Origin of the sequence: Rhodococcus sp. MH15, from assembly GCF_019266045.1 — a bacterium.
In the GTDB taxonomy this organism is placed as follows: domain Bacteria; phylum Actinomycetota; class Actinomycetes; order Mycobacteriales; family Mycobacteriaceae; genus Rhodococcus_F; species Rhodococcus_F qingshengii.
Window position 1 is genome coordinate 1 of the sequence record NZ_LPNP01000030.1, and the last position, 3,929, is coordinate 3,929.

Genomic DNA, 3,929 nt, shown 5'->3' on the forward strand with positions numbered 1-3,929 from the left:
ACCGCACCGGCCTTCTCCTCCGGCGAATACCGCCGCATCGTCGGCCTCCCTGACACCCGTTCATTCGGCATGCTTCCATCCTCGTTTCCAAGGCCAGAAGTCTCCACCGAACCCAGGGCGATTCAAAGCGCGGTTCGGCCCCATACTCGAGAAGTAGTATCCCTCGTGCCGTTCGCCTTTGCCGGCTCGCCGTGCGCGGCCCGCCTAGGTGTAACTGACGAACACTGTGGGCGGGCCATCCGGCGAATGGAGAACTCCGTCCACCCGGACAGGAATCGGCGGCCCTCCCAAGTCTCCGGCAGTCCGGCGCCGAATCTCGTCGAGAATCTGCTTGTTCGACAATTGCTGCAGCGACTTCCGTGTGGGCGACAACGGCCGGTTCTCCTCTTCCGTCATGAACCCGGCGGCGATCAATCCTGCACAGGCGCATCGAACAACGCTGCGACGCGCCGCAGCACCTGCGGGGTCGGGGACCGCGAGATCCTTGTCCACTGACGCATCTGGGATGGATACACACCGAGCGCCCGAGCTGCTTCCTCTGGACTTTCATAGCCGCGGGCCACGATCTGGTCTCGAACCCAAGCTGCGAATCCTGAAGCCTCGGGCGTTATTTTCCCACGGAATCTCTGAACATTCGCGCAGCGAAACAGTTCGAGAGTTTCGCGCTCGGATCAGTTATCCCCATGCGCTGTCCATGAATTGGGGATAGTTCAACACTCAAGTATCTGTGACTCCGCGAAGACTGGTATCGGAACCCTCGGATCCGTAGATTTTCCTCGGCGGCATCGCTCGAACCCCCAAACTTCGAGTATGGCGTAGCCCTGCCGACGCGATCCCCCGGACAGTCGGCAGGGCACCACAAACGGTGCGCCGCTTCCGCCTCGGTTCTCGGCGCACCCCGGGCCGCCAGCGTGCTGATCACACACTCGCTGGTGGCCCTTCTAGCAACACCCCTGGATTTCGAAAATGCCCGACGAGATTGAGGTTTGGCATTCCCCTCATGCGGTATACAGCTGCCGCGGCAGCTCGATGTCGGTAACACGGTCAGCCACGCTGCCCAGTCCCGAGCTGGCAGCTCTCGCCTCGACTGCGCCGACTAAGATCTTCCGCGGGTCGGGCCCCGGACGCCGAGAGTTGTAGTAGCTGATGAAAAACGGTGCATACTGCACGCAATGCCGACGCTGCAGCAGTGTGGTTTACGACGGCCCATGGATCTCGCCGGCCGAACGGCTGAGACTGCAGCAAGATCACCGAAGTTCCTGCCCTGCGGATGTCATTCCGATCCGAGAGTCGCTCTCGACGTCGCCTGGGGTTGCCACTGCGAACTCAAACATCACGCGCCCCGCCGAATTGCGACAGAGGGCGAAGTCGGAGATGAAAAGGCCCCGAGGTTACAATACGGCTACCGTTGCAGGTATGGTCGGATTGTAAACGTATAGCGATGCTGTTGTTCGTTTACCAGCCCTGACGGTCCCCTATCTTGTGTGGCCGTCAGGGCTGCCTTGCTACGGAGCGCAGAACGCCGAATCTAGTTACCCTCGGCAACTACCTGCGGCAGGAAGCCCGTCGTGTCTAACACACCTCGAAACGGAGATGTCGTGAAACGAAAAGCACTGTTCCTCATAACCGGAGCTCTCGTCATCGCCTTCGTAACCCGATCACTCGGATCACTGGCCGCGGCTCAGCCCTTCGGCGTACCTCTCGGGCACCGCCTCGTCCGCTGAAGACATAACAGAGCCCACCCACGCAGCTTCGGCCTGCCGACAATCCTGCTGACTCTGTTGAGGCCGATAGTGCGGTCGTATGTTGTCGGATCGTGCGTGCCTGCGGGGATGCTCGTTATAGAGGCTGTCGGTGCTGAGATTCTTTGCCCCGGGTACCACCGAAAGAACTGCCGCTTCGAGCGGCCACTTGCCGAGAGGCGCACGACGGGCACGACCCTGTGAAGTCGCTGGACACCCTTTTCGGTGCCGGCGGTTTCGTCATATCCGGGGCGGTCGGTGTCGCCCAGGGCCCGAATCGGGGTTCGCCGGGTGACCTGGGTCGTTCGGTGAGAGCGAAAGGAGCGCTGAGGGCTTCACCGCCCGGATACCTTCGGTGGATGCGATCGCCTGACTTCTGCAGCTCGTACCGTCGCTGTATCGACTCCGTATCGACGGTGGGTCGGCGCACCTGCTCAACTGCTACCTCTGGCTAGACGAAGACGGCGTGACGCTCGTCGATACAGGATGGCCGGACAGCGCCGCCCTGATCGGACAAACACTGTCCGCGCTCGGTAGGGACGGCACAGACGAGAAGCGGATCGTGCTTACTCGTTTCCACGACGATCACGCAGGTTCCGCCGCCGAGATAGCGACATGGTCCACCGTCGAAGTTGTAGCAGGTGCAGATGATTCAGCATTCGTATCCGGCACCGAGAGCGGGCCGATTCCCCAATTGACAGATCTCGAGCGAACGATCCACGCCGACAGCAACAAGGCGCCGCACGGTCCTACCTGTCGTGTGGACCATCAAGTCCGAGACGGGGACGAATGGGACTTCGCGGGCGGGGCCCGTGTCATCGCGGTACCAGGGCACACCCCGGGAAGTATCGCGCTGTGCCTGCCAAGCCCCGATGCGGTGCTCACCGGTGACGCAGTGGCCGAGTTCCACGGAGAGGTGATCCTCGGCGTCTTCAACACCGATCGCACGTGCGGCCCGCTCGCTCTCGAAACTCGCCGCCACGAAAGCACACATCGCAGGCCTCGGACACGGTGAGGCCGTACTCACAAGCGCTTACAAACGGATACAGTCCGCGACCAATCCGTTCGCCGCTGACGCCATGTTGGAATGAAGGAAAGTGCTCCAACGCACGACGGGCACCGACCCGGTGCAGCCGCTGGACGCCCTTTTCGGTGTCGGCGGCTTCGCCATGTCCGGAGTGGTCAGTGGCGACCGGGGAGGTCGACCTCGCGGATATACAGTATTCGAAAGGTGCGCTGTATTCCGGCCGACGATGGACACTCAATCCTGCGCCAACGTAGTCAAGACCGAACTCAGTCGACAAAGATGCGAATGTCGTCGGAATCGACTCGACGTCGACGAGGGGTGAATCATGACTCAATCGGAAACGATGTGCGAGCCGATCGTGATCGGACTCCTCTCGCCGTTTCTGCACGAAGACGCGGCCGGGAGGTTCGCCCCATGAACACCAGATTCGAGCAATGGTCGGCCCACGCGCGCACTCCCGAGACGCGGACACGCATCCGCCGCCTGGCCGTATTGGAGCGCATCTTTCATGTACTGGGCGTCGTCGGCGTGTGCGCGTTCGTCGTCATGCTGGCCATCAGCTGGTACATCACCATCTCCGGGGAGGGTCCGTGGTGGATCTGGTTCCTGGACATCGGAGTACTGCTGGCGTCGATCTTCCCCTACTTCATGACGCTGGCCAGACTCGAGACGGCGATGTACGCCGACGGCGAGGAGTCGGTCGGCACCATCACCTCAGTGGTCATCGACCCACACAACATCTCCGACAGTGAAGCCAGCTACCACATCACGACTACGGCGGAACACCCTGAAGGTGGCCACATTCGACGTGTCACAAGCGTGCCCACGAAACCCAGACGCGGGGACCGGGTCCGCTTCCGCCACAACACCCGAAAACCCGACGATCTCCACGACATCCTGTACATCGGATTCGAGGAAAACGATCCGTAGACTCGCTCCCGACGACCAACCGCGAGCAGCAACTGCGAATGCGGAACCCCATCTCACTTCCACAAGGATCTCAAACCAGCACCCGAACCTAAAAGCGAATTCAGGTGGGTCTGCTGCACGATCAGGTGACAGGTTGAGTCACGCAGCCTGAGTGGCTGGTGTGGTCATGATGGTCTCGTATTCTATGGGGGTCAATCGGCCGAGCCCGACTTGGCGGCGTCGGCGGTGGT

General features: G+C 61.4%; 3 protein-coding genes and 1 pseudogene. 3 read left to right on the forward strand and 1 reads right to left on the reverse strand.

Annotated elements, in window-relative coordinates:
• Nucleotides 1-204: 204 nt before the first annotated feature.
• Nucleotides 205-492, reverse strand: a complete 288-nt coding sequence (locus ATN37_RS00310) for a hypothetical protein (RefSeq protein WP_256933068.1) — start codon at nt 490-492, stop codon at nt 205-207.
• A gap of 1,106 nt (nt 493-1,598) precedes the next feature.
• Here ATN37_RS00310 and ATN37_RS32195 point away from each other — a divergent pair.
• From ATN37_RS32195 to ATN37_RS00320, 3 genes and pseudogenes are all read left to right on the forward strand, one after another.
• Nucleotides 1,599-1,724, forward strand: coding sequence for a hypothetical protein (locus ATN37_RS32195; protein ID WP_256933069.1), 126 nt, complete (start codon nt 1,599-1,601; stop codon nt 1,722-1,724).
• A 377-nt stretch (nt 1,725-2,101) separates the two neighbouring features.
• Nucleotides 2,102-2,833, forward strand: a pseudogene (locus ATN37_RS00315) (MBL fold metallo-hydrolase).
• Between the two features lie 350 nt (nt 2,834-3,183).
• Nucleotides 3,184-3,699 carry a hypothetical protein gene (locus ATN37_RS00320; protein WP_218694589.1) on the forward strand — a complete coding sequence of 172 codons (516 nt, stop codon included), beginning with the start codon at nt 3,184-3,186 and terminating at the stop codon, nt 3,697-3,699.
• Nucleotides 3,700-3,929: the final 230 nt, after the last annotated feature.